Annotated in this window: 18 protein-coding genes and 1 pseudogene; 8 read left to right on the forward strand and 11 right to left on the reverse strand. The window is 66.0% G+C overall.

Features of this window, described 5'->3' with window-relative positions; all coding sequences use genetic code 11:
* The first annotated feature begins 251 nt into the window (after positions 1-251).
* On the forward strand, positions 252-512 hold the full coding sequence (gene rpsT, locus GCE65_RS08575) for a 30S ribosomal protein S20 (RefSeq protein ID WP_153878088.1): 261 nt from the start codon (positions 252-254) through the stop codon (positions 510-512).
* Between the two features lie 300 nt (positions 513-812).
* On the opposite strand, the gene GCE65_RS08580 is transcribed toward rpsT, so the two are convergent.
* Positions 813-1,517 carry an RDD family protein gene (locus GCE65_RS08580; RefSeq protein ID WP_194928649.1) on the reverse strand — a complete coding sequence of 235 codons (705 nt, stop codon included), beginning with the start codon at positions 1,515-1,517 and terminating at the stop codon, positions 813-815.
* A gap of 126 nt (positions 1,518-1,643) precedes the next feature.
* Complete coding sequence (locus GCE65_RS08585) at positions 1,644-3,149, reverse strand: MFS transporter (RefSeq protein ID WP_153878090.1); 1,506 nt, start codon at positions 3,147-3,149, stop codon at positions 1,644-1,646.
* A gap of 243 nt (positions 3,150-3,392) precedes the next feature.
* On the opposite strand from GCE65_RS08585, the gene GCE65_RS08590 reads away from it, so the two are divergent.
* Together GCE65_RS08590 and GCE65_RS08595 are read left to right on the forward strand one after the other, a co-directional pair.
* On the forward strand, positions 3,393-5,453 hold the full coding sequence (locus tag GCE65_RS08590; RefSeq protein ID WP_194928650.1) for a sigma-70 family RNA polymerase sigma factor: 2,061 nt from the start codon (positions 3,393-3,395) through the stop codon (positions 5,451-5,453).
* A 115-nt stretch (positions 5,454-5,568) separates the two neighbouring features.
* Positions 5,569-6,291 carry a hypothetical protein gene (locus tag GCE65_RS08595; RefSeq protein WP_153878092.1) on the forward strand — a complete coding sequence of 241 codons (723 nt, stop codon included), beginning with the start codon at positions 5,569-5,571 and terminating at the stop codon, positions 6,289-6,291.
* A 16-nt stretch (positions 6,292-6,307) separates the two neighbouring features.
* Here GCE65_RS08595 and holA read toward each other — a convergent pair whose 3' ends face one another.
* From holA to GCE65_RS08615, 3 genes and pseudogenes are all read right to left on the reverse strand, one after another.
* Entirely contained in the window at positions 6,308-7,321 is a 1,014-nt protein-coding gene (gene holA / locus GCE65_RS08600) for a DNA polymerase III subunit delta (RefSeq protein WP_153878093.1), read from the reverse strand.
* A gap of 4 nt (positions 7,322-7,325) precedes the next feature.
* Positions 7,326-8,081, reverse strand: a pseudogene (locus tag GCE65_RS16595) (ComEC/Rec2 family competence protein).
* A 516-nt stretch (positions 8,082-8,597) separates the two neighbouring features.
* Positions 8,598-10,013: a hypothetical protein gene (locus GCE65_RS08615; RefSeq protein ID WP_153878096.1), complete on the reverse strand. Its 1,416-nt coding sequence runs from the start codon at positions 10,011-10,013 to the stop codon at positions 8,598-8,600.
* Positions 10,014-10,152: 139 nt separating this feature from the next.
* Between GCE65_RS08615 and GCE65_RS08620 the strand changes: the two genes are divergently transcribed.
* Both GCE65_RS08620 and GCE65_RS08625 read left to right on the forward strand, forming a co-directional pair.
* Positions 10,153-10,893 carry a hypothetical protein gene (locus tag GCE65_RS08620; protein WP_153878097.1) on the forward strand — a complete coding sequence of 247 codons (741 nt, stop codon included), beginning with the start codon at positions 10,153-10,155 and terminating at the stop codon, positions 10,891-10,893.
* On the forward strand, positions 10,890-11,990 hold the full coding sequence (locus tag GCE65_RS08625; protein WP_153878098.1) for an XRE family transcriptional regulator: 1,101 nt from the start codon (positions 10,890-10,892) through the stop codon (positions 11,988-11,990). Before GCE65_RS08620 ends, GCE65_RS08625 begins: the two co-directional genes overlap by 4 nt.
* 17 nt (positions 11,991-12,007) lie before the next feature.
* Here the strand turns inward: GCE65_RS08625 and GCE65_RS08630 are convergent, their stop codons facing one another.
* From GCE65_RS08630 to GCE65_RS08655, 6 genes are all read right to left on the reverse strand, one after another.
* Complete coding sequence (locus tag GCE65_RS08630; RefSeq protein ID WP_228759854.1) at positions 12,008-14,755, reverse strand: ATP-dependent RecD-like DNA helicase; 2,748 nt, start codon at positions 14,753-14,755, stop codon at positions 12,008-12,010.
* 313 nt (positions 14,756-15,068) lie between these two features.
* Positions 15,069-17,297 (reverse strand): class I SAM-dependent DNA methyltransferase, encoded by a 2,229-nt coding sequence (locus tag GCE65_RS08635; RefSeq protein ID WP_194928652.1) that lies wholly within the window; start codon positions 17,295-17,297, stop codon positions 15,069-15,071.
* A 294-nt stretch (positions 17,298-17,591) separates the two neighbouring features.
* Positions 17,592-20,810 carry a type I restriction endonuclease subunit R gene (locus GCE65_RS08640; protein WP_153878101.1) on the reverse strand — a complete coding sequence of 1,073 codons (3,219 nt, stop codon included), beginning with the start codon at positions 20,808-20,810 and terminating at the stop codon, positions 17,592-17,594.
* Complete coding sequence (locus GCE65_RS08645) at positions 20,810-22,114, reverse strand: restriction endonuclease subunit S (RefSeq protein WP_153878102.1); 1,305 nt, start codon at positions 22,112-22,114, stop codon at positions 20,810-20,812. The genes GCE65_RS08640 and GCE65_RS08645 overlap by 1 nt, the downstream gene beginning before the upstream one ends.
* Positions 22,111-24,117 (reverse strand): class I SAM-dependent DNA methyltransferase, encoded by a 2,007-nt coding sequence (locus GCE65_RS08650; protein ID WP_153878103.1) that lies wholly within the window; start codon positions 24,115-24,117, stop codon positions 22,111-22,113. Before GCE65_RS08650 ends, GCE65_RS08645 begins: the two co-directional genes overlap by 4 nt.
* Before the next feature lie 151 nt (positions 24,118-24,268).
* Complete coding sequence (locus tag GCE65_RS08655) at positions 24,269-24,478, reverse strand: helix-turn-helix domain-containing protein (protein ID WP_153878104.1); 210 nt, start codon at positions 24,476-24,478, stop codon at positions 24,269-24,271.
* Between the two features lie 543 nt (positions 24,479-25,021).
* Here GCE65_RS08655 and GCE65_RS08660 point away from each other — a divergent pair.
* From GCE65_RS08660 to GCE65_RS08670, 3 genes are all read left to right on the forward strand, one after another.
* Complete coding sequence (locus GCE65_RS08660) at positions 25,022-25,225, forward strand: hypothetical protein (RefSeq protein WP_153878105.1); 204 nt, start codon at positions 25,022-25,024, stop codon at positions 25,223-25,225.
* On the forward strand, positions 25,222-25,518 hold the full coding sequence (locus tag GCE65_RS08665; RefSeq protein ID WP_153878106.1) for a hypothetical protein: 297 nt from the start codon (positions 25,222-25,224) through the stop codon (positions 25,516-25,518). The genes GCE65_RS08660 and GCE65_RS08665 overlap by 4 nt, the downstream gene beginning before the upstream one ends.
* A gap of 113 nt (positions 25,519-25,631) precedes the next feature.
* Positions 25,632-26,363, forward strand: a complete 732-nt coding sequence (locus GCE65_RS08670) for a hypothetical protein (protein WP_153878107.1) — start codon at positions 25,632-25,634, stop codon at positions 26,361-26,363.
* Positions 26,364-26,432 lie beyond the last annotated feature (69 nt).

Below are 26,432 nucleotides of genomic sequence, written 5' to 3' on the forward strand. Positions count from 1 at the left end.
CCGCTCGCGGCGCGTATGGACGACGCAGCGCGGGTGAGGTGAATCACTCACGCCGCGCGGGGCGCACCCGCCCCGGCCGGTTCCCCCGGCACGCATAGCTGCTATGCTCGGCCGTTGGATCGAGCGCTTCTGTGCGCTCGGGACCGCTCGCTGACCTCGCCACGGGTTCCCCACCCCAGTCCCGGTCTGCGATACGCCCTCAATCATCTGAGCACCCGATCGCGTCAGCGAACGCATAAGAGAGTCAACACGTGGCAAACATCAAGTCCCAGATCAAGCGCAACCGCACCAACGAGAAGGCGCGCCTGCGCAACAAGGCCGTCAAGTCGGAGCTGAAGACGCACGTGCGCACTGTGCGCTCGGCGATCACCGCCGGCGACAAGGACGCGGCCGAGACCGCGCTCCAGGAGGCCGGGCGCAAACTCGACAAGGCCGTAAGCAAGGGCGTCATCCACAAGAACCAGGCCGCCAACCGCAAGTCGGCGCTGGCCAAGAAGGTCGCCAAGCTCTGAGCCGACCGGCTGCGTGACGGCGACGAGCCGGTCCCGCAGCCACGAGGCGACACGGCGCCGCACTCCCGAGCAGTCGGGGGTGCGGCGCCGTTCTCTGTTCCCAAGGGAGTAGTCCCGGTCCGGGTCGATCCGGCCACCCGGGAGGTGGTCCGGGGCACCCACATCACGCGGGCCACCCACATCACGCGGGCGAGCGGCCCTCGCCCGGGGACACGCGATCGCCCGGGGCCCGATGCGGGCCCCGGGCGATCGTCGTCCGGATGGGGAGGCCGGCCGCACTGGGCCGGCCCTCCTGGTGGGCTACTCGGTGGTGACCACCCGGGTGCCGCCTGCGAACTTGTCGTGCCAGGCCTGGCGTCCGACGGTGTCGGCGTTGATCCCCACGGCGATCATGATGACGGCCACGAGCGAGGCGATCCCGCCGAGGGCGGATCCGACCACCGGGATGATGCCGGCGATCCCGGCCGCCATCCAGATGTTGCGCTTGACCGCCTCCGACATCGTCGGCTTCTCGCTCGTGGGCCCGTGCACCCGCAGCTTGGTGATCATCTTGCCCACGGTCTGGCCGCGGCTCGACTCCAGGAACGCGTAGTACCCGAGCATGATCACCGCACCGAGCACGGCCAGGATCGCGTTGGCGAGCAGGATCCGGCCGGCGACCGACTGGCCCGACAGGATCGCGTCGAACGTGTTCGGCACGAGCATCGCCATGATGATGGCGTAGAGGATCCCGTAGACGATGCCGAGCAGGATCCCGTCGACGAGCCGGGCGAGGAAGCGCGGCATCAGCTCACCGGGACGCCCGGGGCCCGTGGGCTGCGGCGGCGGGGGCGCCGCCTGCGGGAACTGCCCCGGCTGCTGGGCGTAACCCGGCTGCTGGTTGTAGCCCGGCTGGTTGTAGGGCTGCTGCTGGGGCGGAACCTGCTGGCCGTACGCCTGCTGCGGAGGCGGTGGCGGCTGCTGCCCGTACCCAGGCTGCTGGGGTTGCTGGGGGTTCTCGGTCATCGTCGTCTCTTTCCTTCGCTGATTCTCATCCGGACTGTGTCCCGGCGGCCGCCGGCCGCAACAGGACATTCACGCGGTGCCCGATGCTACCAGCGACGTTATCGGGGCACCGAAAGTCTCCGCGTGTCAATCGAGAATTCTGCCGCGACGCTCCGAGAGGAGCAGGGCACAACCCGCCGAGAGGAGGTAGGCGATCGCGAACACGATGAAGACGGTGGTCCAGGAGCCGCCGGCGTCCTGGATCCACACCACGGACAAGGGCGCGACGATCGAGGCGATCCGACCGAATCCGGCCGCCCAGCCGGTGCCGGTGCCGCGGATTCCCGTCGGGTACATCTCGGGGCCGACCGCATAGACCGCGCCCCAGGCGCCGAGGGCGAAGAACGACAGGAGACAGCCGCTCAGAACGATGAGGGTTTCCGTGCCCGGGGCCGCGTTGATCGCCGCCAGCGCGAACAGGAAGGCCGAGACCGCGGATCCGCCGAGGAACGTGACGAGCGTGGCGCGCCGCCCCCAGGCCTCGATGAGCCAGGCGGCCACGGCATATCCGGGCAGTTGTGCCGCCGTGATGATGAGCGTATAGCCGAACGACTGGGAAATGGAGATACCGCGGTCGATGAGCAGCGTCGGCAGCCAGATGAACGCACCGTAATAGGCGAAGTTCACGAGGAACCACACGCCCCACAGGCCGATCGTGCGCCGGCGGTGCTCGGCGGAGAAGAGCAGCGCGAGCCGCTGACGGGCGGACACCGGCACGGCGGCCGCCGGCTCTGCGGGCTCTGCGGGCGCTGCGGGCGCTGCGGACACCGTGGTCGGCGCAGCGGTCGCGACGGGCACCGCTTCGGCAGAATCGCCCGGACCGGCCTCGCCCGAGCGGCGCAGCGGCGGGGACTGCTCGAACTGCCGCACGATCGCCTCGGCCTCGTCGACTCGCCCTCGGCTCTCGAGGAAGTGGACCGATTCGGGCAGGTTGCGTCGGACGTAGACGGCCCAGAGCGCGGGTACGGCGCCGATGGCCAGGCCCCACCGCCACCCGCTGTCGCCGGCCGCGACCACGAAGTAGCCGATGAGCGCGGCGGCGAGCCAGCCCACCGCCCAGAAGGCCTCGAGGATGACCACGAGGCGGCCCCGGATGCGCGGCGGCGCGAACTCCGAGACCAGGGTCGAGGCGACGGGGAGTTCGGCACCGAGTCCGAGGCCCACGACGAATCGGAAGATGAGGAGCAGCGCGAGGGAGCCGGCGAGCGCGGAGGCGCCGGTCGCGATGCCGTAGATGAGCAGCGTGAGCGCGAAGACGTTCCGCCGGCCGATCCGATCGGCGAGGAGGCCGCCGAGACTCGCACCGAGCGCCATCCCGACGAAGCCGATGGATCCGAGCCAGGAGACCTGCTCGGTCGTCAGTTGCCATTCGCTCTTGAGCGCGGCCATGACGAAGGAGATGAGCCCGACGTCCATGGCATCCATGGCCCAGCCGGCGCCGGAGCCCGTGAGCAGCCTGCGGTGAAGGCGCGTGAACGGGAGTCTGCCGAGTCGTTCGAGCCGGGTGGGAGTCTGCGTCGTCTCTGTGGTCACGGGCACACAGCCTCCTGGAGAAGTACGCGGCCGGTCAAGACCAGCCCATGTTCGTCCCATGGCTGCTGTGACGGGGCGCACAGGCGAGCCACAGGTCCCCCTGGCCGGGTGTGGCCGGCCGGTGGGGCCACCATCGCCACCAAGGGACGGTGACGGGGCGCCGGTGGGCAGCCGATCGGCCACCATGGGCCGAGAGTCAGAACTGCGCCTATGATTGCCTCGAGTTCGAAACCGTCGGGGCCGAAGTCCTCGACCGGGGGAGGAACGTGGGGTCGCCCGCGCGAGCGATCGGGAAGGAGCCACATGGCCGCGATGAACCGCATGGCCGGTGATCAGGACGATCCTGTGGCCGCCGACACGGTTCGCGCGGGGTTCCTCGATTCCTATGATCTGCTCTATCGCAATCATTACGACTCCGCCGTGGCGCAGGCCCGCCGGGTCTGCGGTTCCGGCATCGATCCCGACGACGTGGCCCAGGACGCCTTCCTCCAGGTGTTCCGGGCCCTCAAACGCGGCGCCGGACCCACTCGGGAATTCCGCCCCTATCTGCTCGCGACCGTGCGCAATACCGCGGCCGATCTGCAGCGGAACATCCGCGAGACCCCGACCGCCGAGATCGAATCCGCCCAGCCCGCGACTCCTTCTCATCGCACCGACGAGGAGATCGAATTCGCCACCGTGGGCGCGGCCTTCCGCCAGCTCCCCGAGCGCTGGCAGGAGGTGCTGTGGCTGACCGAGGTCGAGGGCTACACGCCCCGGCTCCTGGCGAAACACTTCGCCCTGCGCCCCAACGCGGTCGCCGCCCTCTCCTCCCGGGCACGCGAGGGACTGCGGTCCGCCTGGCTCGGCGCGCACCTGAGCGGGCGCGAGCTGAGCGGCGACTGCGCCCGGTTGGCGCCGTACCTCGCGGACCATGAGCGCGGAACGCTCTCGGCCACGCGGGCCGCGCTGGTCGATGCCCACCTCGAGGACTGCGAGGACTGCCGCCGGGCCACCGGCAGGCTCGCGGCGCTCTCGCAGCGAATGCCCGCGCTCCTCCTGCCGGCCCTCCTGCTCGCCGCGAAGTCGTGGACCGTTCCGACCGTGCTCGTGGCCGGGGGCACGGCGGGTGGCCTCACCGGGGCTCTCGCGGGGAGCCTCGGGCCGCTCGGCTGGGTCAAGGGCGCCCTCCGGGCCGCGCGAACGATGTCGACCGGGCAGGCCCTCGGGGCAGGTGGCGTGCTCGTGGTGACGACCGCCGTCGGGGCCGCGGCCTGGCAGGCCGCCACGCCCGACGATCCGGCGGCCTCCCCGCCCGCGGCCGTCTCCTCCGACCCGCAGGCCCCGCAGGCTCCGTCGGGAGCGACGGCCACGGACGCCGCCACACAGGAGACCACGGCGGCCGGCACGGCACCGAACACGGGCGACGCCGAGGAACCGGATCAGGGCGAGGACCCCTCGTCCATCTCGGTGTCCGGACCCGCCGGCGGCACGAGCATTCCCGTCCTGCTCCCGCCCGCGACGCCCCCGCGGGTGATCACGCCCGGTCCCGGGCCCGGGGAGTCCGGTCCCGCGCCGTCCGCAGACTCCTCCCCGCCGCCCACGCCGGCACCCGAACCGGCGCCCGAGCCGGCACCCGAGCCGACACCGACTCCGACACCCGACCCGGAGCCGACACCGACACCCGACCCCTCTCCCGATTCGACACCGGATCCGGAACCCACGCCGGATCCGACGCCGGACCCGGAACCCACGCCCGATCCGACACCGGATCCCGAGCCGACACCGGACCCCGAGCCGACACCGGACCCCGAACCCACACCGGACCCCGAGCCGACGCCGGATCCCGGGCTACCCCCCGCCCCGGTGATCGACGACGTCGTGGCCGAGCAGTACGTCGTCCATCCGCTCGCGGGAACCGCCGAACCGGGCGGCCGGATCACGGTGACCGACACGGCGGGAGCGGTCGTGGGCAGCACGGTCGCCGCCGACGACGGAACGTGGAGCGTCGTCCCGTCGATCACGACCGCAGGTGAGCACACCTTCCGGGTGACCGCCGCCCGCGACGGCGCCGTCTCGGAGCCCGCGACGATCGGACCGGTCGACTATCTCGCGCCGACGGCGGAGGATGTCGAGTTCCTGCCCGGGGTCCTGCCATGGCTCGTCGGCGTGCGCATCGACCTGCCCGCGGGGATCGACCGCCCCGAGCACCTCGTGTTCACGCCGGTCGACGGCTCCGCCCCGTCCACCCTGACCGACGTGCTCGGCGACGTCTGGAACGTCTACGTGGGCGTGCTCCCGCCCGGGGACTACACCGTGGACCTGACGTACACGGCCGGGGAACTCCGGGGGATCCCGACCCGGATCGAGCTCACCTCCCCCTAGGTGTGCGATACATCACACCGCCGTCGCGTCACGATCGCCCCCGTGCCGGGTCTTTCCTCATGACACCGCCACGCCGGCGGCGTCGTCCCCCGCACGCTCGGCAATTGGACGCCCCATGTTGCTCGCTCCACTTCACGTTCTCCCCCGGCCCGCCCGCGAGGCGCACCCGAAGGTCCGCTCCTTCGTCGTCTCCTCCGCATGGTCGGCGACCGGTTCGACCCTCCTGCAGGGGCTGCTCGCCCGGGGCGGGCCCGCCTACGGCGTCGACCTGACCTCCCTGCGCACCCCCGGCCGGGTCGGCGATCAGGCCAGGCGGTCCTTCATCGACTTCCTCGACCGGATGTCGGTGGCCGCGGTGCTGCCGAGCACGCCGCAGGATCACGAGACGCTCGCGGAGCTCGCCCGCACCGAGCATCCCGAGCGATTCATCACGGCCTCCCCCGACACACTCGCCCGCATGCGCGACCGGTCCCTGCTCGCCGAGGCCTTCGCCCATGCCGGCCAGGCGGCCCCCGACGGCAGCCATCCCGATGTGGCCCCCTACCTCGCCGTGACCTACCGGCCCACGGCACACGCGGGCGCAACCCACGTGTGGCTCTACCGTTGGGCCGACGGCGGCCATGAGCTCATCGTGGACGCCGATCTGCGTGACGAGCTGCGGGCCCCCCTCGTCGACCTCGTGGCCGCGCTCGGGGTCACGGGCGTCGCCACGTTCGGGCTGACGCTCACGAACGACGCGACCGCCCTCGTGCTGTCGGCCCACCCGGGCTTCACCCAGATGAGCGCGCACTGCCCGGAGGTCTCGGAATACCTCGTGAGCAGGTTCACCGAGCTCTGATCCGCTCCAACCCGCTCTAGCCCCGGCGGCCCCGGGCCGCGGCGATGTCGAGCACGGCCCGCTCGACGGCGTAGCCGCGATCCCTCGATTCGCCCTTGACGGCGGCGTCGGCGTCGGCGACGGCCGTGATCGCCCGGGCGAGACCCTCCGGGGTCCAGCCGTTGAGATCCCGGCGCGCCCGGTCGACCTGCCACGGCGCGAGCTTGAGGTCGCCGGCGGTGAGCCCGCGGGACCGCATCGCGCTCACCCCGGCGAGCGTGCGCAGCTTCATTCCGAGCACGGCCACGAGCGGCACCGGATCCATGCCGGTCGCCAGCGCGTGCCGCACGAGGGTGACGGCGGCCGCGCCGTCGCCGCCGATGGCCGAGTCGGCGACCCGGAAGCCGGTGGCCTCGACCCTGCCGCCGTAGTAGCGCAACACGACGTCGGCGGTGATGCGACCGGTCACGTCGTCGCAGAGCTGTCGGCACGCCGCCGCCAGTTCGCGCAGGTCGGAGCCCGTCGCCTCGACCAGCCCCCGCACGGCGTCCTTGGCGATCGCGCGCCGCTCGGAGGCGAAATACTGCGACACGAAGGCGGCCTTGTCGGCGTCCTTCTTGAGGGGGTCGCACGCCACGACGGGGAATCCGGCCTTGGCGATCCGGTCGAGCAGCTTCTTGCCGCGCGTGCCGCGCTCGTGGCGGAGCACGATCGAGACGTCCTCGAGCGCGGCCCCGAGGCCGTCGACGTAGGCGAGCAGGTCGGTGATGAACGCGTCGGTGGCCGCGTCGACTCCCCCGACCACGATGTGGCGGCGCTCGTCGAACAGCGAGGGGCTGAGCCAGGTGTCGAGCATGCGCGGTTCGTAGGCGCCGGCCTCGACCCGGACGACCTCCACTCCCGGATCCAGCTCCGTGGCCAGGCGCGTGAGGTGTTCGGTCACGCGGTCGACAAAGTAGCCCTCGCCCCCCTTGACCAGCACGATCGGGGCGAGCGGGATCGAGTCGAGATCCTGGGGTGAGAGCGCGGCGGACCGGGCACGGGGTGGCATGCCTCTAGCCTGCCACGCGCAGCCGACGGTGGGCCCACGCGCCGGCCGCGGCGACGATCAGTTCGAGGCCCACGGCGCCCGCGGGGCCGCCGGGCCAGGGCAGGAGCGCGCCCGGGAGCGAGGCGAAGGCGGTGGCGATCGCAGCGACCCAGCCCGCACACCACGTGGCCGCCAAGCACGCGAGCGCGCCGAATGCCGGCCAGAGGACGCCGCCGAGCGTCGCGGCCAGTCCGAGCAGGGTCGCGGGCGGCATGGCGACGGCGGCGAGCAGGTTCGCGGGCACCGCGTAGGTGGGCAGGGTCGGGGACAGGAGCACGAGGATCGGCGCGCACCAGCACTGGGCGGCGATCGGCAGGGCCACGAGCCGCGCCACCCCGGTGGGCACGAACCGGGCCAACCGCGCGGCGAGCGGTTCGGTCCACACCACGAGGCCCGCGGTGGCGCTGACCGACAGCGCGAAGCCGACCGAGGTCGCCTGTCATGGATCGGCCGCCAGCAGCACGATGACGGCGCCGGCCAGGGCGGGTAGGGCGAGCCGGGGCCGGCGCAGCCCGAGCGCCGCGAGCATGACCACCCCCATGCCCGCGGACCGCACGACGGATGCGGTGGCCAGCACGAGCACGACCATGCCCGCGAGCACGACCAGCCCGCAGCCGGCCCGCACGAGCACCGGGGCGCGGGCGAGCAGGAGGAGGACGAGGCCGACCACCACGGCCACGTGCCCGCCGGAGAGGGTTATTTCTCGGGGTGGGTGCTGGATCTTCCGCGTTTGCGCTGGTCAAAGCGGGTTTCTCTCGATGTCGGCGAGCTCCAGGAGGCTGCCTAGGACAGTCTATCGAGTCTCTATCGAACGCAGATCGGGATAGACCTATCGAGCACCTCTTGAATAGTTGCCTGCGGCCAACTGTCGTTTAGGAGGGGCGTATCTGACGCCTATCGACCAAGGAGGAATAAGTTGTCTGCGCGTCGATGACTGGTATATCGACCCCAATGGCCGCCAAGTCAGGGAAGGGTCTAGACACGCGCGCCGGGACCGTTCGCGACAGCGTGCGTGCTACCAAGAAGCATGGTGCAGATTGTCGCGACGAAGCGCACGACGCTCTACAGGATGCTCGACGGATCATCGTTCGAGACAGCGTTGACCGAGTCCAGGCGAGAGACCGACGACAACTTAACCGTCCCCGATCTCCAGATCGAGGGCGACGCGTCTGATGCTTGGGGAGGTAAGTCGATTGCGAGATAGCGGAGCATGCCGTGACGGGCAGCGAGGCTCCTGCTACAGATTGCTGGCGGACGCCTTCGGCCTGGCATCGATCCACTCCGCTCGTAGATCGAAACCGGTCTCCCTCGCCGCCGAGGCCGTGCGTTTCGGAAGGTCTTTGGTGCGACTGACAGATACTGGCCTGTCGTCATATCGGACGGCGAGGAACCAGCCGAAGCCGCACTGGTCTGAGGTCAGGTACGAGGTCAGCTGCTTCTCGAGCCCATCCCAGTAGTCGTTGTTCGTCATCTTCTTGATCTCGAGCAGCACTCGCTCGAAGGCCGACCTAGTAAACGCGAAGTCGACGGGCCCCTTGCCGAGGTACACCTCGCGGTCGACGCGCACGCCGTTGGCCAGGCAGTAGTACTGCACGATGCCCTTGAAGAGGAGCTGGACCGACACCTCATGCTTGGGCTTGTTGGTGTCGTCGTTGTAGAGCAGGGACCAGCCACGCTCGTGCTCAATGTAGCGCTTGAACGTTGCGACCACTCTGCCCATGAAGTCGTGGACCGATTCGCCGTCTTGGGCGCTGATCGGGTGGGAGGAGACGAATCTCGCCGCGAGCCTGTTCCAGTTGTGGAAGCCCTTCGGGTCTCGGTCGACGTCATACGGCCGTGCCGCTTGCCCCTCCCGGTCCTTTGTCCACTCTCGGATGAGTTCCGCCCGTGTGCGTGCGAGCCTGACGATCTCCTTGGAGTTGACGTTCTCCATCACCGTGAGGTTCAGGTCGTCGCGGAGCGTGGTCTCGCTGTAGTCGAACCAATCGTCGGGGTTCAGCGTCGGCAGCTCTCGCAGAAACCGCTTCGGGACCAGGAGCACTGCCTTGCCCGTGAACGGGTTTCGGGGTAGGTCGAAGGTTCCTGTGACCCAGCGCTTTCTCATCGGCTCGTAGACCGAGTTGGCTACCTCCAGCGGCTGGAGCTCCAGTCCGAGTTCGCCCGCGATCTTCTGCGTGTACTCGATGAACCGATGCTTCAGGATCGACAAGGTCATGTCAGAGATCCGATCCCTGTTAATCCGCTCCACGAGTACGCCCAGCTCCTCGAAGTGCGCCATCCCCTTGTCCAGACCGCGCTTCACCGCCTCTCGTATCGCCTCCGTGATCTGCTTCGCCAGGCCGGTACCGGCACCAGCCCCGCTCGTGCCGGTTGCGACGTAGCCCAGGCAGAACTCCTCCGGTTCGTGGAATTCCATCAACCCGACGACTCGCTTGTACTGCAGGCTGCTCCGGTTGTCCTCGTGCCCTGACAGCAACTTGAAGGCCCGGTCGAAGTAGCCGATCAGTTCCTGATGGGCGGTCGACCAGGGCCCGTCGGACTCCTTGAAGATCAGGAACGGATCGACGAACAGCCGTGTGTCCGTGTCGAGGATCGGGTCGAACCAGTCGTCTTCATCGTCGACGGCGATCTCGAAGTACTCGCTGAACTGCACCAGCCGTTCCTCCCGGGCGGACGGCACCGATCTGGTCGACCGATGCGCTCACGGTTGCATCCTACTTCATTTTGCCTCAAATGTGCGCATGCCCCCTTCGCTCCACGCAGCTGGAACGCGAATGTGCTTTACTAGTTGCATGGACCAAGCCCAGGTAGCAGCTCGAGAGACGCTGAACGAAGTCGCCGACACGTGTACAGACAGCGGGCTCGTCGATGCCTGGCAGGCACTCGTGCAGGACGTCTACGCGAGCAACCTCGACAGGTTCGAGCCGAACGAACTCGGTGACACAGTGATGTCGTTCGGCATCCAGTGCTACGAGAACCTGAAGTCGCGGGCCCTCCGCAGGTTCCGGCATGACGATCTCGAGATCGCCGACGCGCACTGGGACATCGACGGTCTCCGTGTGGGCACTCCCGGGAACGTGCTCACCTTCAACTTCGCAGGCGCGCGTTTCGTCACGATGAAGGTGCCGTTCTCGGAGGGCCGGTCTCCGAACTGGGACCGCAGCGGCGACTGGGATCAAGGCAGCCAGGTCAGGTCAGAGATCGCCACCGAGAACTCCAATGTGCTGCAGTACAAGACCCCTGCTCCCGGAGCGTCGCCGCTCTTCCCGCACCTGGGCTCGCCCGGAGATGTCCGCAGCTTCATGCTCCTCTGGGCCGGTGAGTCGAGCGCGGCCCTGACTGCTGGGTGGTTGGGCATTCCAATTCTCGGTGAGACACCGTTCATCGCCCACAAGCGGCTTTGGTACGACCTCGAACCAGACACGCTAGTCACGCAGAAGTCGACACCCGATCGTGGTCCGAGCTTCGACGAACGACCTGCAGCCCGACCCGCGGTCGCTCTCAAGGAGCAGCGCCGGGAAGGCCAGGCGTGAAGCGCACATCGCAATTCCCCGCCGCTGGCACCGATTTCGACGGAACCCGCCTGACCGTCGCGAGGAGGCTGCGCCGCAAGACCAAGGCCACCCTCGCACGCGAGGTCGGAGTGACACCGACAGCCATCGGTCAATTCGAGAAGAACCTCTCGAACCCCACCCAGAGCGTCCTCGCTCAGCTCTGCCTTCAGCTCGGCCTCCCTCGAGACTTCTTCGGCGCTGGCCGACCTCTCGCGCTGCTGCCGGCGTCCGGTGCCCATTTCCGATCGCTACGTTCGACGTCCGCCGCAGCACGAGAACAGGCCCTCGCCTACGGGGAGCTGTGCCTCGAGCTGGTGGACCTGATCGGGGCGTACGTCGACCTGCCTCCGGTGTCACTGCCCGAATTCGAGCTCCCGGAAGCACTATCCGACGACGACATCTTCGAAGCTGCTCGTCTCACGCGCGAGGCTTGGAGCATCGAGTCCGGGCCCGTAGCCTCCGTGGTCCAGGCCCTTGAAGCTCACGGTGTCATCGCCTTGCGCTTGCCTGCGCGGACCGATGCTGCCGTCGACGCGTTCTCCACCTACTCCGGTAGCCGACCGCTCGTCTTCCTCTCATCGGTCAAGGACGACAAGGCCCGCAGCCGGTTCGACGCCGCTCACGAGCTCGGACACCTGGTCCTTCACCCCGACACCGAGCCAGGCTCGAAGCTGGTCGAGCAGGAGGCCAACCGATTCGCGGCAGAATTCCTCATGCCTCGCGACGAGATTATCGAGGACCTGCCACGCCGCATCGACTGGCCGAAATTTCACGATCTCAAGCGCCACTGGGGTGTCAGTCTGCGAGCCCTGGTGTTCCGCGCCCACACTCTGGGCCGCCTCTCCGACGCCTCCTATCGGCGTGGCAATCAGCAGCTCTCCATCTGGGGCCTCCCCGAACCGGGTCCGCTCGGGCCCGCCGAGTCCCCGCAGGTGCTTGGTATTGCAAGGCAATTGATCACCGACAGCGGCTACGAGTTCGACGACGTCATGGCCGCCGGACGCGTCGCCCCGGAGGTCGCAGAAGCAGTGATGGACGCAGCTTCGACCGACCGACCGAAGTTGCGTTTCACCTAAGAAGCGATTCCATCTCGCTACGGTCGTTGGCGAATCTTCTCCAGCTTCGGGCGCTTTCCAATGGGGGTGACCCCGCGACGACTCTTAAGCAGGTTCTCGTCTTTCATGTTCTCCCGCACGGCCAAACGGCTCAGGATCCGTTGTTGCGACTCCGGGGTCCAGAAGACTCCGAGCCGGCGACGGGCTCGAGTGATCGCGGTGTAGAAGATGCTGTGAGAGATCCGCTCCTCGTTGGCGTCGGTGATGACGACCTTAACTGAGTCGTACTCGAGGCCTTGGGCCTTGTGGATCGAGACGGCGTATGCGATCTGGAACGGGACGAGCGTGTTCACGGTGTCGTCGTCTTCGTCAGTGTCACCGCGTTCGAAGACATCGAACTGTACGACTGATCCGCCGATCCACCGCAAGTCACCTCCGAAGGAGAAGTCCGCACGCGAAAGGTCGCGCTCAAGATCGACGTCGAACGTGATTCTTCCGGGCACGCGCTCGATGGCGGCGATCTTGCCCTTGAGGTTGTTGAAGATGACCGGGCGGAACCGATCGGTCTCGCCGAAGAGCACCGGGTCGCCAACCTTGTAGATCGCCTCGCTCCAGGCGATCGGCGGGTTTGGGTTGCTTGCCTGCATGAAGCGATTGACGTTGTTGATGCCGTAGAGCCCGTCGTAGTTCAAGCAGAGCACGGTCTCGTCCGCGCTCTCCCGGTGGAAGAGCGAGCTGTCCAGCAAGCGCGAATAGCCGTTCTTGGAGAGCGACTCCTCGATCCGGTCGTCGAGGTGTCGGACCCGGTCCCAGAGAGTCAGCAGCGCTTCGTCGCTGGTGCGGAATGGCCTTGTGAGTTCGAACACCGCTTCCTCTGGAAGATATGCCCGCATGAGGGCGAACCAGTTGCCGAACTCTATGGACTCGATCTGGTAGACATCGCCCACGAGCACGAGCAAGTCGAAGTTGGTGTTCTCAAGCACTTTGAGCAGGCTTGCGTTGCTCAGCGTGCTGCACTCGTCGATCACCAACATGTCGTACTTGAGGTCGTGAGGCGACGCGTTGTAGACGTGGCTGCTGACGGTGCTGAACTCCGAGTTCGGGACATCCACTCGAGCCATCAGGTTGTCGACGGCCGGGTTCGTGTGCGCGAGGAATAGCTTCCTCTCCTCGTCGAAGTAGTTGGCGATATGGTTGACCATTGTCGACTTGCCCGTCCCTGCCGCGCCGTAGACGATCGCGACCTTCGATCGTTCGAAGAGATTCCTGAGCGCTGTCGCTTTCAGCTCGTCGTCGATGGCCTCCGGGTTCGCGTCCAGCCATTGCTGCACGCCGGCTGCGTGGCCGCGGACTCCTTCGGCTGAGATCGACTGGAGCTTGTCGATGATCGCCACGGCGTCGTCCTCATAGCCGACGACGAAGATGTGGCCGAGCTCGTGTGCGAGCCGCCGGGGGGAATGCCTCTCGCCGGGTGGGAGCAGCCGGTTGTGATCGCGGATCAGTTCATCCACGTCACCGAGGTCCTCGAGTTCGGCGACCGGTGTGTAAATCTCACCGGCCTGCTCGACATTGTTCTTGACTCGGCGGGCGAGCAGTTCATGGTGCCGATCCGACGCGTCGATACTTTCAGCGAGGTCCTCGAATCGAGGGTTGTGCCGGCGCGGCGAAGTGCAGTAGGGCATTGTGTCGAATGGTCGGCAGCTCCAGGACGCGTAGAGGTTAGACAGGTACCGGCAGGGCTCGACATCGTACTGGTTCCTGATCACCTCGTTCCGCATTCGGAGCATCAAGTAGCGGAGCAACCGAGACCCCGGTCGGTCCGGTCTGATGATCGCGCGCGCTTGATCGAGCATCGCGAAGATCAGTGGCGGGCGCTGCGCGTTCGCGAGGACCAAGGCGCGGAGCTTGCTATAGGCAATTTCGGTCATGTCCACGATGTCGAGGAGGCTCGATCGCATCGTGGTGAGGTATCGCATGAGATTGCGGTACTCCGTGTGGTTCGACCTGATTTGGTCTTCCAGCCCGAAAAGTCGCGCGAAGTTGTTCAACTCGCACGGCCGGATCGACACCTGCCAAGCCTGGATGAGCAGGATCGGCATCGTCTGGCCGAGCACCGTGATCGCGTCCCTCACCAGCTCAAGCTGGGCCGCGTACTTGTCGGTGACGTCGATGTCGGTGAAACCGATCGCCCGGTCGAACTTGCTGGTCCTGTTGTGGGCGAGGGAGAACGTCACCTCGTAGTAGATACGGCCTCTGATGAAGAACGGCCGGGAACTATGGATGTAGTAACGCTCGCTCCTGCCGGACGAGGCCCCGGAGTCGCGCATCGAGCGGATGTGTTCCGCAATCTCCTGCTGGTATTCGCGCAATGACGGGTCCAGGTCCACGGGGAACCGCTCGAGGTCGGCGAGGATTTCAATGCCGACCTCACGCTGTGCGAGGTCGCGCGTCCGCAATAGGTACTCGTAGTACTTGAGCATCAGGCGCTCGGACGGGTCCACGTCCAGGGTGTAATGAGAGGCGCTGGCCTGCAGAAGGTCGTGAAACCGTCCGAGCAGTCTGAACCTCGCCGTCGCCTTGATTGTGTCCAGCGCCGCACCAACTTGGTCATAGTGGAACTCCGCTCCGCCATCGTTGCGGTGCGCCCAGACGGCCAGTCCTTCGACGAGGTTGCGCAGCTGGGCGAGCAGGTTTTGCGAGAGGAGCCCCCTGTCTCTGGTCCCGCTTACGAGATTCCCGCAGATTGCGCCATCAGCGGCACGAACCTGCTGCTCCACTGTCGCCACTTGCGCCTCCCCATCTGCATGCCCATGCCCAAGCTCTCGGACATGCGACGATTCGCCTTCCGACATGATCCTCGACAGCCATTCTGAACCATCACGACGTCTTTCGGAAGCAATTGTCGCCGATCCACGAGGCCTCTCGTGTGCAATCTCGCCAAGTCGCGACGCCCCTGTGGTCCAGCCCGTACTGCACGCAGCACCGGCCAGCGAAGTTCAGCCAGAACGATGCCCCGCCACTCAGAGGAGGCGTGTCGAATCGCCTGGACCTCTGCGGGGTCGAGGCCGTCGCCGCGGAGGATCGCGTCGAGTGTCAGGGTCATTCCGACATCAGCGCCCCGAAGTCCGCGCGGAGGCTCTCTACGTCGTCTTGCAGCTCGGTCTCCGGTCCGTACTGGTAGCTGACCATCCGAACGTTCGTGCCCTCGGTACGGTTGTAGAAGTACGTGGTGAACTGGGCGCTGCTCGGCGCGGCGCGGAGCTGCACGAAGTGTGGGAGAGGCAGTGGCGACTGGGAGCCGTCCCGGACGAGATACAACTCGTCATCGATCATATGCTCCCCGACGGCGAACTCCCGGGTCGCGAAAGGCGTGCGAGTCCCTACGGCAACTTCGGCGGTTTGGACGAGGCCGTCGCGACGGCGTTTGGCACTGCCGGGGCGGACCAGCAGTAGTTGTGCCCAGACGTTCCCGAGAATCCCGCGGAGTTCTCTAAGGTCCGAGGTGAGCGATTCGACTTGAGACCTCAGCTCCTGCTCCGAGGTATACCCAGTGTGGCCGGACCACCGGTTGCGCTTGCCGTTGAGCTCGTTGAACTTCTTGACGACGTCCTTCGAGATCAGCCGCTCGATTCCGGCGCGGCTGAGGCCGGCGAAAGCGCGGCGGACGCGGGCCACATCATCGGCGTCGCCGTCCTCGAGCGTGCTACGCATGTTCTTCGACGTCTTCTCGACAATGACCACCCACGTGCCGAACGAGGCCTTCTCGATCCCCAGGCGCTGCTCATGAAGCGTCTGGCGGATCGTTGCCTCGGTCACGCTGCTACTACCCGGATCCCTGCGACTCGCGGCCAGCAGGACGGTCGCGTGGAAGGTCACGATCGCTTCCCAGGCGTGAAGATATGCGCGCTGCTGCTCCCCCACCGAAGGCGCGGACTCCGCGGTCCACAGCGCCGACGCAATCGGGTACGGCAAGTGATCGAGCCAGGACGTTAACGAGTCATCGAAGGCACCCGCGACCTTGCTTACCACCTCATCAGCGTTCTCCGGCGAAGACCAGATGCTAGCGCGTCGGGTGCCGAGGTCGGCCTGAAAAGAGTTGAGCCGTTCGTCGGCGGACGCCAGCGCGAGCTGAACGCTGAGATTCGGCACCGGCACGAGGAGATCGTCGGCCCACCTCATCAGTGAGTTCGCATCCGACCGCAGAGCCTTGAGGTGGTGGCCCGTGCTGCCATTTTCGATCGCGCGACGCCGACTGGCGACGCCTTGCTCCGAGTTGAGCCATGCCGCCAGGAAGGGAAGGTACACAGATTCGTTGTCGAGCTGGATCGCCAGGACCCGCCCGCCTGCGTTCGTCTCGGACAGGTCAGTGGCGGCTCGGCCGGCTCTGGTCGTGGGGACGAACAGGTGTCGTTCGCCGCGTGCGTCTGCCGAATCCGTCACCGACTCGGGCTCTTGTGCGAGAAGACTGCTCAGACGTCGAGTTGCCCAGCCCTTCTCGCCCATCTCTCGGAGCAATTCGCGCGAGTCGTCCCCGAAGATTCGGCCGGGATCGAGATCGACGGTCACTCGCGGCTCCTCGGACAAGGAGACGCCGGAGTCCTTGCCGTAACGGGTCTCCAGGAACCGGCCGTCGATCGCTGTGTCGTCGTACGTGGCGACGCGCCACGAAAGCTGATTTCCTTCGCTCGTGGTGCGCGACAGCCGTGCGTCCCTGCGAGTGAACTGGCGGATGCTGATGCTGCGATTGCGGGGCCCCGGTTTGTGCATCCTCAGCCCGGACTCGAGTTCGTGGAAGGCTTCGACCGGGATCGACCTGCGACGGTTCTCTGTGGTGAACATCGTCTGTAGATCCGCGATCATCGCTTTGCCGCGTCTGACGTCCTCGGTCTTGTTCGAGAAGGTCAGGAGGTACAGGGGGATCGCCGTGTTTGGCGCGAGGCCATCTGGCAGCCGGGTGACCGACTCCAGCAAGCCTGCGTCGACGATCCGCTGCCGCACGGCTGCAGTTGCTCCGCCCGAGCTGAGTGCGCCCGGGTTCACCAATGCTGCGACACGTCCTCCACCCTCCTCTGCTTGGCGGAGTTTCTCGAGGGCCAAGGAGATGAACAACCAAGTGCTATCGGAGCGCTGAGGGAGGCCGAATCCGAACTCGCCGCGATCTTGCCGTGCTTCCACAGCCGCAGCGGAGCTTCGCCAGTCCATCCCCCAGGGCGCGTCGACGATCGCCAGGTCGGCGCTGAAGTCCTCGAAAGCGTCGCGCGCCAGTGTGTCCGCGTGGGCGATTTCCACGTCGGGGACTGCCTTGAATCGACGAACGCTGGCGGACACGGCGGCTTCGTAGATGTCCTGGCCGCGGTAGCGGACCCGCACTCCCGACGACCGGAGCGCGTCTACGAGGAGGAGACCCGCGAACCCCAGACCCGCCGCAGGATCCCAGACATCGACGGTCGTCAGGCCCGGATTGAGGCGGCTGAGGCAGCCTATTGCTAGAGCCCGGGCCAAGGACACGCTCGTCGCGTGCTCCAGGCCGACTGGGCCACGGTCCGTGTCGGAGTAGGGCACGGAGTCGGATTCCTGGAGTGCCCTGCGAATCGCCGGGTGCGGAGGATTCTTCGCCATCGCCTACTCGCCCTCGCCGGATGCCACGCCGTCTTCCGAATCCGTCTCATCGTCGGTCATCCGCATTCGGCGAGATTGGTACAGGTACTGGCCGATCAGGCGGATGAACTCGTCGGCCCGACCGTTCTCACCGGTCAGTGCGCCGGTGAGCTTGCCGAAGGCTCCTTCGTTGAGCACTGCTGCGTCGGTCAGGATCTCCCGCAGTTCAGGCGATGCCATGAACTGGTCGAGCGCGTTGTGATCGATCTGGTCGGCGACGCGCGGGTCTTCTTCCGCCATCCCGGCGGCGGCAACGACAAAGCCCTGGATCTGGGGATCTGCAAACTCCGCGCCGAACAACGCGTTGATCCTGGCTACGATTTCTGAGAGCAGTTCCTGCTGCGGGTCTTGCCGTGACACGTGGGAACCAACACCGGTAATCCCGGGCAGTGCCGGGGTGTCCTGGTCACCAGACAGACCAATGTCGGCCTTGCCCTGATCGATCTGCCGGACTTGGCGCAGCTCGAGCCCGGACACGTCGACATCGACCGCGCTGTCGTCTGTCGGCAGCAGCCTGGTGAGCTGGCGCAGGAACTCTGCGAGCTTCTCCAAGTCGCTGGTCCCGTAGTCGACAACCTGGGACATGAAGTCGTACAGGCGCACGTACGATCCGCAGTCCTTCTTGAAGGTGCGCAGCTCGTCGCGAGCCTGAGAATCGTGCGACTCGGATGCCTTCGCCCAGCGGGCAATGTACTCATCCCGCGCCGGAGACACGGCCGCGGTCAGCGCACTGTGGGACTGCACCGGTGCCCACCATGCTTCGCCGTACCTTTCGACGTCGGCGGGCGTGTAGATGCGCGCCTGGGCCAGTTTCGTCGCCAGCTGGTGCACGAGGTTCGGGTCGGTGGCCGTCTCGACATGGGCTGCCGTGTAGTACTGCAGGAACGCCTCGCGGATCTCCTCGGGATCGTTGACGAAGTCGAGGACGAACGTGCGGTCCTTCAACTCACCCGACGGTGCACGATACGTCCTGTTCAGCCGCGAAAGCGTCTGCACCGCATGCACGTCGGGCAGCTTCTTGTCGACGTACATCGCGCACAGCAGCGGCTGGTCAAAGCCCGTCTGGAACTTGTCGGCCACCAGCATCAGCCGGTACTCGGGACGGCGGAACTCGCGTGCCAGGTCAGAGCCGAGGCCGGCGTTCATGCTCGCCTCGGTGGCGTCGACGAGCCCGTATTCGTCGTCGCTGATCTTGTCGCTGAAGGCGACGATGGACTGGTAGCCGTAGCCCTTCTGCTTCAGGTACTTGTCCGTCTCGACCTTGTAGCGCACGGCCGCCTGGCGGGAGTCGGTGACGACCATGGCTTTGGCATGGCCATCGAGCAGGTGGGCGACGTTGGCGCGGAAGTGCTCGACGATGATCTCGACCTTCTGCCCGACGTTCGTCGGATGCAGCTTGGCGAAGCGAATGATCTGGCGCGTCGCCGCTTTCGAGTCCACCAGCTCGTCGTCGCCAGCGGTGATGCTGGTGACCAGGCCGTCGCCCGCATGCTGTTCGATCTCGAAGGCGGTCTTGTAGGACTGGTAGCCGCGCAGCACGTCGAGGATGAAGCCCTCCTCGATTGCCTGCCGCATCGAGTACACATCGAACGACACGGGCTTGCCATGATCGTTGAAACGGCCGAACAGAGTCTTCGTCTTGGTCTTCGGCGTCGCGGTGAACGCCAGCAGCGACACGTTGCGGGCTCCAGCCCGCGCAGCGGTCTCGGCCGCGATCTTCCGCTCCCGGGCCACATCGGCCTCGACCACCTGGTTGACCACATCCTGGCTATCGAGCTCTTCTTGGTCAGTGACCTCTCCCCCATCGGTGAGGACCTTCTTCAGGTCGCCGGCGGTCTTGCCGGACTGCGACGTGTGCGCCTCGTCGATGATCACTGCGAAGTTCTTGTCGCCCAGTGTCGTGTCCAGCAGTCCCTTGACGTAGGGGAAGGTCTGGATGGTGACGACGACGATGAGGGCAGAGCCGGTCAGGGCGTCGAGCAGCGCGCGCGATTTCGAGCCGCCGGAACGGCGCACGGCGGCGGAGTCGATGACGGCGACGGTGCCGACGGTGTCGTCGACCTGTTCGACGGCCTGCTGCAGCTGTGCGTCCAGGACGCGGCGATCGGAGACGATCAGGACTTTGTCGAAGGCCTTCTCGTTCGCCTGGTCGTGCAGGCGGGCCAGCCGGTGTGCCGTCCATGCGATGGTGTTGGTCTTGCCCGAGCCGGCCGAGTGCTCGATGAGGTACCGCTTGCCAGGTCCTTCCTCGGCGATGGCACGGACGAGCTTCGTCACTGCGCGCCACTGGTGGTAGCGCGGGAACATCAGTGCCGTGGACCGCTTGATCCGACCAGTGGCCGGGTCCTCGTCGGTCTCGGTCTTCAGGAACATCTGCGATCCGAGGATCGCCAGCCACGTATCGCGCTGCAGCACCTGCTCCCACAGATACGAGGTCGCAGCGCCATTCGGGTTCGCAGGGTTGCCCGACGCGCCGGTATCGTCGTGACCGCGGTTGAACGGCAGGAAGTACGTCTTCTCGCCCGCAAGCTTGGTCGTCATGTGCACCTGGTCGTCGTCCACGGCGAAGTGCACGAGCGCGCGGGTGCCGAACCCGAGCAACGGCTGGCCGGCCGGGTTGCGGTCCTTGCGGTACTGGGTGACGGCGCTGCGCCACTCCTGCTTGAAGAACGACTTCAGCTCACAGGTTGCCACCGGGAGGCCGTTGACGAAGAACACCAGATCGATGGAACGCGAGTCCCCGCGCTTCGGGGAGAAGTGCACCTGGCGCACCACGCGCAGGCGGACCTTGCCGTAGTGCTCGTTGACCTCGCGGTTCAGCGACGTGGCCGGCTTGAACTGACACATCCGTAGGTGCGCGGTCGCACCCCGAGTGTGGGAGAACTTGCGGCGCAGCACATTCAGCGTGCCGCCGCCCGAGCTCATCGGGGTGCCCAAACGGGACACGAGGGAAGCGAGCAGCGCTTCGCGGTCGGCGGCCTCGGCCCCGGTGCCCACGCGCACGACCTTGGCGTACTCGTCGGGCTGGGTCTCGCTCAACCACCAGTGCACGTCCTCGGGCCAGATCGCCTGCTCGGCGTCGTAGCCGTCGTCAGTTGGGCTGTACTCCCAGCCGTGTGCGGCCAGGTACTCGGCGATCTCGGTCTCGAACGCCTCCTCGCGTGTACCGTCTGGCGATGCCATCAGACTCGGGCCCCCTTCTTGGCAGTGCGAACGTCGAATTGCCCTGTGACCGCGGCAGTGATCAATGCCGAGCGACGTTCCTTCGCTAGAGCGACGTGTCCTTCGGCCTTGGAAATGAGGGTGTCGATCTGCCTTTTCTGCTCATTAATGTGCTTGACGATGGCGAGTTGCTCCTCGATGGGCGGGAGGGGCAACACGATAGTCCGAATATCGGCAGCTGATACTTTATAAGTTCCCACAGTCGTCCGGGCCAGTAGCTCGATTTGATTTCGACTCGCGGGAGATTCAAATGCTTCCACGAAAAACTCGGGAAGCATGCTAAGACCAGTGCGGATACGCATTAGGAGATCGGGATAGATGTACTCCTCACTGTCGAACCCATTGCCGACCAGACCAGCCCGGCCAACCAAGCGGATGTTGCCGTTACCGCGGACAATGAGCACGTCGCCAGAGACGAGTCGCAGGCGTGGAATATCCCTCACCGCAGAGCGGTCAATGAACTTCGTGACATCATCGGAAAGCACTACCTGACCGTTGCGAACCGCGCCGATGGACAACGAGCGCAGGTCACCAACACGTCCAGCCTCAGGCGAAACTCCATTGGACGGCCCAAACGCAAGCACACGTCGTGTGGGAACAGCGCGCCAACCATCCGGTAGTTCCGGAAGGAAGGCGCTTTCTGTCACTTCGATGCTCTGGCCGGCGATAGGACCATTAGTTAGCGCGTTGTCACGGAGTGCGGATCTCCGCTCCCGGAGCAGCCCGATAAACTCCTCCTGTTTGGCCACGAGCGCGTCGATCTGGGCCGTCTCCTGGTCCAAGTAGTCGGCGATGGCGTGCTGCTCGTCGAGGGGAGGGACCCCGAAAGGCATGTCCGCGATCATGTGCCTCCGTACGGAGTCCACGGTCGATTTGGCGCTGCCGTCGAGCGCCATCAAGTGGAACATGCTCTTGAAGGCATAGAAGAAGAACTCGGGCGTCACCCCGCGAAAGTCGTGAAGCACGTACACGCGCTGATGAGCCATGAACTTGCCCGATACCAAGTGGAAGACCTTAGCAACCCCGGCACCGTCGCCTGCGGTGAGAACTGCCGTGGTATCGAACTCCCATCCAGATGACCTCAACGGTGAGTCCGAACGAACATAGAACGGGAACTCCCCAATCTCGTCGGCATCCACGGTGTCACCTGAACCGGTATGGATCTTGATTAGGTGCCGTCCACGCACGACGCGCCAGTGAGCGGGCAACTTGTCGAAGGTCGGCGAGTCGTAGGACTGGTATGACGGGTATCGCGCGTTGCTCACGCCTCCACCTCGCGCAGTAGCCCCATGATCTCGCCGACGACTCGTTCGAGGTCGGCGTCGATCTCGGCCAGCGGTCGAGGTGGTTCATAGGTGTAGAAGTGTCGGGTGAACGGGATCTCGTAGCCAGTCTTCGTCTTGTCCCAATCAATCCAGGCATCGTCGACATGGGGCTTCACTTCGGCGTCGAAGTACGCCTGCACTGTCTCTCTCAAGGCTTCGTGGGTCTTGGGGCGGCCGCCCCAGCCGAACGGGACGTTCTCGGTGTCGCGCAGCGCGGGGTCGGGCTCGATCTCGCCCTTGTTCTTGCCAGTGGCGACGCGGCAGTAATCGGCGGTGTCGTCGTGGACGCCAATCGTCTGCCACAGCGTCTTGCGCTGCGCCGTGGTTAGGCTGACGCTGTGGTCACCGAGGTGCTTGCCGATGGCCTTGTTGAACTTCTCGCGGTTCAGGTAGGCCTCGTCGCCGAACGCTTCGAGCGCGTTTACAAGGCCCTCGACCTTGCCGAGCTTCTTGTGCTCGGCCACAGCGCTGATCGCCTCCGGCGTGCATTGGAAGCGCAATTGAAGCGGGCGTTCGACGGTGATGGTCCAGTAGGCGAAGTCTCGGTTGGAGAACACCTTTACCGGAACATCAGGATTGTCATCTTCGGCTTGGGTGCCAGCGAAAGCCTGCACGATACGGTCGCGGTCAGCCTCCGAGACCTCGACGCGCTTGGAGCCGATGGACTTGCGCAGCTTCGAGCCGAGACCGGTGGCGTCGATGAGCTGGATCTTGCCCTTGCGCTCGTCGGACTTTGCGTTCGACAGGATCCATAGGTAGGTGGCGATGCCGGTGTTGTAGAACATGTCGTTCGGCAACGCGACGATCGCCTCGACAAGGTCGTTCTCCAGCATGTGGCCGCGGATTTCGGACGGCCCCGATCCCGCGCCGCCGTTGAATAGCGGGGAGCCGTTGAGGACGATGCCGGCCTTGCCGCCGCGCCCGGTCTCGTCGACGTCGCGCATCTTCGACGCAACATGCAGCAGGAACAGCATCGCCGCATCGCCGACGGCGGGCAGGCCCGGTGCGAAGCGGCACTGGCCGCCGCGGGCGTGTTCGTTCTTCACGTCGGATTCGACGGCTTTCCAGTCGGTGCCGAACGGAGGGTTCGAGAGCACGTAGTCGAAGCGCAGGTCCTCGAATCGGTCCACGACCAGGGTGTCGCCCTGGCGGACGTTGGACGGATCCTGGCCCTTGATGAGCAGGTCGGCCTTGCAGATGGCGTAGGTGCGGGGATTGATCTCCTGGCCGAACAGCGCGGTCGACGCGCCGGGGTTGAGGTCATGTAGGTGCTCGTCGGCGACGGTGAGCATGCCGCCGGTGCCGACCGTCGGGTCGTAGATCGAGCGCACGGTGCCGCGCTCGCGCAGCGCGTCGGTGTCCTCGTCGTAGATCAGGTCGACCAGCAAGCGCACCACGTCGCGGGGCGTGTAGAACTGTCCCGCGCCGTCGTTGGCGGACTCGGCGAAGCGGTAGATGAGGTTCTCGAACAGGTCACCCATGTCGGCATTGGACACAGCTGCCGGGGACATGTCGATCTTCTCGAAGTGGCGGGTCACCTGGGCCAGCCGGTCACGCGTATCGAGGGTGCGGATGATGTTCTCGAAGTTGAAGGACTTGAACACGTCCAGGTTCGCGGAGAAACCGCCGACGTAGTCGATCAGGTTCGGGGCCAAGTTATCCGGGTCCTGCAGAGCTCTCTTCAAGGTGTAGTTGCTGGTCGTCCAGAAGGACAAACCAGCGCTATCGTCGCTCCGTGTCCGCAGCTTCAGATGCGTGCGCCGCTGCTGCTCACCCTCGTGCTTCCCGACGATCTCGGCCATGACTTCGCGGTGCGGCTCCATCACGCACTCGAGGCGTCGCAACACGGTTAAGGGAAGAATGACCGAACCGTACTCGGCCTCGCTGTAGGGGCCCCGGAGCGTGTCGGCGACACTCCACACGAAGCTGGAAAGGACTGACACGACTGAAAATTCTCCGCAACTCTCGACAATAGGAATTCGACGACCAAACCGAATTTATGCGGGCAGGTGCATATGCGCTGCATCCTACCAATGGGCTCCGACACACGCGGGCGACCGTCCAGGGGCGGGCCCCGCCACAGCCCGGGGTCGGTCAGCCCAGCAGCGACCTCGCCTCCACGCCGAGCTGCTCCGCCAGCGCGTCGACTGAGTCCAGTGTCAGGTTTCGTTCGCCGCGCTCGACGCCGGCGAGGTACCGGGGCGAGACCTCGAGCTGCTCGGCCAGCGCCTCCTGGGTCAACCCGCGGGCACGACGGATCTCGCGCACTTGCGTGCCGAGCGTCGACTTCAAGGAGATGGCCACATATCAAGCGTCAAGGCAGGAAGTCATCAGTTCCAGGCACTTATCGCTTCCAGGAGGCGACAACTTCTGGTTACGATTGACCTCAAGATCTACTCGTATACGAGGGAGACACGATCGACCCGCCGCCGACGATCCGCTGGCGAGACCACCCACCGACGAGTCTCGTCCCAGCCACATCTCGGTGCGCCTCGATGCGGCTTCGCGGAGCGCACTGGCATAGCTCACCAGCGATGGCACCGAGGCTTCCACGGCAGTCCGCGAGGCGATCATCCAGGCAGCTGGGCAGCAGTCGGACCGGAAGCAGCGATCGACCGAACCCGCGCCCACGCGCCGGCCGCGCCAGCGGAGCCAGGGCCCAGTGTCGGGCAACGATGATCCGAGCTAGCTGGCATAGGTGAAGCGACCGGCCGAGGCCGCTCCCCCGCTGGGCGAAGCGCAACTGGGGGTACTGCTCAAGGCATTCGAAGAAGACCAGCGATAGGCAGCTGCCAGCGCGGCGCTCGTGCTGGCCACCGCCACTACCGGGCGCATAGAGTCGACAGCATGGAGTACGACGAACTCGACGGCCCGGACGGCATGGACATCCGCGTGCCCAAGGACGATGACTACCGGACCTGCTCCGAGTGCGGCGGGGACTGCCACCCCGACCCAAGCGCCGGCGCGGACGGCCTGGGCGTGCGCATCGCCTTCGTCTGCCCCGAGCACGGAGTGCACAGCGTCATCGACCCCTTCGAGGACCTGCGATGATCGGCCCGCTGTTCACGATCAACCGGGACAACGTCGTTCGCGCAGCCATCGCAGAGGTCGCCAAGGATCTTTTGCCGGACACTCCCGTCGAGGTGGCAGCACGCCCCCATGAGAACGGGGTCGGTGCATTGATCCTGGTTGCTGACAGCAACGGAGAAGGGCACGAGATCGTGTTCAGGGAGAGCTCAATCGCTGATTGCCTGCAGCAGGCAGACACCAGAGCGGCGGCCCAGGATCTGATCGATCAGTTCGCCGGCGAGGTGCGTCGGTCCGTTGACGAGGCGTTGGGATAGCTGGCGGAGCTTGCGTTCCGTTCCCCATCTATGGAGCCACCTGCAGTGGGCTGACCGTTCCCGAGCCTGCCTCCAGGGCGGGCGTGTCAGTGGCGAAAGATACATTGCTCGGCATGACTGAAATGCTGGCTGCCCTACTGGGCGCGATCGTGGGCGGCGTCCTGTCTGCCTGGGTAGGTTCGCGGCAAACCGCGAAGGTGTTGAAGCACGAAACCGAGCTTGCGGCGGAAGAGCGGCGAGAGTCAAAACTCGCCGATGAGCTCAGGCGACAGTCTTTCGCAGCGGATCAGTTGCTCGTTGCACTCGCTGACTTCACGACGATCAATGGAGACGAAAATCAACGAACGGCATCCTTCGCTCGAGTGCCAGCGACGGCCGATGTGCACACAGGCCGGAAGAAGCGCGTCTCAACCCTTCTGCAAGCAGGCTCCAGCCATGCACACGCGCTTCCGCCGGAGTTGCATGCGCGCTGGGAAGCGCTGGCCTGGATGGTCCGCTTCAACCAGTCAGAACAAGGCGAGCGCACAGAGAACCTGCGACAGCGTGACGTTAGTGATCTCCTGAACTATGTGGAGTACGTACGGCAATCTTTGTGCGCTGTCAGCGGAGACGGCCCGATGCCGGCGAACTATGCCGCTCCGGATGTACGCCGCGATGGGCATCGCCGCTGGGGTTTCCGACCCGATGCAGCCCACAACGAGCCCGACCTCACTGAGTGGCATCTGAGCACCCGCCTCATCGGCAAGGTCAAGCACACGACTGGAGAGACACGTTGGTACGGCCCGAACGGACTCGTCGAGGACATCCCACAAGAATCATCCGAAGCGGAACCAACTGGTGATTGACGAGCCCTGCCTGCGTGAGTGCGCCCCTCGTCTTGAGGGTCCGCACCTAGCGCGCTGCGGACCCAGCCA

It is taken from the genome of Pseudactinotalea sp. HY158 (genome assembly GCF_009660225.1).
In the GTDB taxonomy this organism is placed as follows: domain Bacteria; phylum Actinomycetota; class Actinomycetes; order Actinomycetales; family Beutenbergiaceae; genus HY158.

Excerpts from the sequence above, each read along its gene's own strand:
- holA (WP_153878093.1), bottom strand. The coding sequence starts at position 7,321 with ATGCCACCCCGTGCCCGGTCCGCCGCGCTCTCACCCCAGGATCTCGAC.
- GCE65_RS08585 (WP_153878090.1), bottom strand. The coding sequence starts at position 3,149 with ATGGGACGAACATGGGCTGGTCTTGACCGGCCGCGTACTTCTCCAGGA.
- GCE65_RS08580 (WP_194928649.1), bottom strand. The coding sequence starts at position 1,517 with ATGACCGAGAACCCCCAGCAACCCCAGCAGCCTGGGTACGGGCAGCAG.
- GCE65_RS08595 (WP_153878092.1), top strand. The coding sequence starts at position 5,569 with ATGTTGCTCGCTCCACTTCACGTTCTCCCCCGGCCCGCCCGCGAGGCG.
- GCE65_RS08590 (WP_194928650.1), top strand. The coding sequence starts at position 3,393 with ATGGCCGCGATGAACCGCATGGCCGGTGATCAGGACGATCCTGTGGCC.
- GCE65_RS08670 (WP_153878107.1), top strand. The coding sequence starts at position 25,632 with ATGACTGAAATGCTGGCTGCCCTACTGGGCGCGATCGTGGGCGGCGTC.
- GCE65_RS08620 (WP_153878097.1), top strand. The coding sequence starts at position 10,153 with ATGGACCAAGCCCAGGTAGCAGCTCGAGAGACGCTGAACGAAGTCGCC.
- GCE65_RS08660 (WP_153878105.1), top strand. The coding sequence starts at position 25,022 with ATGGAGTACGACGAACTCGACGGCCCGGACGGCATGGACATCCGCGTG.
- GCE65_RS08640 (WP_153878101.1), bottom strand. The coding sequence starts at position 20,810 with ATGGCATCGCCAGACGGTACACGCGAGGAGGCGTTCGAGACCGAGATC.
- GCE65_RS08665 (WP_153878106.1), top strand. The coding sequence starts at position 25,222 with ATGATCGGCCCGCTGTTCACGATCAACCGGGACAACGTCGTTCGCGCA.